We start from the raw sequence: 648 nt of genomic DNA on the forward strand, positions 1-648 counted from the left end.
GATGCGCCCCGAACGCGCGCGCATCCATCGCGAGCGCCACCCGCTCGGCATGCCGGATGGCGCTCGCGAGCAGCGGGATCGCGTACCCGGTCGCCCGCCGAAGCGCGGCGATCGGACCGCGTCCGCGGTCGGCGCCGCGGACCCGGTGCGCGGCACGGATGACCTCGAGCTCGTGTCCGAACCGCGGCACGAACCGCAGGGCCGCGAGCGCGGTGTATCCGACCCGGTAGGGCACGCGCAGGTTCTGCACGAGCGCCCGCACGAGCTCGGGCCCGGTCGTGGTGAGGCCCGCGATGAGCGTCAGCATGAGGATCGCGGCGATCCGCAGGGCGGTCGCCACGCCGATCAGGTAGGCGCCGAGCGTGAACGTCCAGTCGCCGACCTCGATCAGCACGACGGATGCCGCGGGGCCGGCGGTGTCCACGCGGGCCGGGTCCACCCACAGCCCGAGGCTCAGCCCGAGCAGCGCCACGCCCACGGGCGTCGCGATGAGCAGCACGGCCACGACGCGCCCGGACAGGCGAGCGCCGACGAGGAGCAGCACCAGCCCGAGCATGGTGAAGGCGAGCGGGATCGCGAGGCCGCGCGTGAAGAGCAGCGCGACGATCGCCGGCAGGGGCGCGGCGATCTTGGCGATCGGGTTCAGTC

1 protein-coding gene is annotated in these 648 nt (G+C 74.5%); it reads right to left on the bottom strand.

All coding sequences use genetic code 11. From position 1 onward, the window contains the following. Positions 1–646 (bottom strand): energy-coupling factor transporter transmembrane component T (locus tag AC1DY2_RS20365; protein ID WP_476764068.1); only part of this gene is annotated, 646 nt, incomplete at its 3' end. Between the last annotated feature and the right edge of the window lie 2 nt (positions 647–648).

The sequence above is a fragment of the Agromyces sp. P1_H4 genome, from assembly GCF_056405255.1.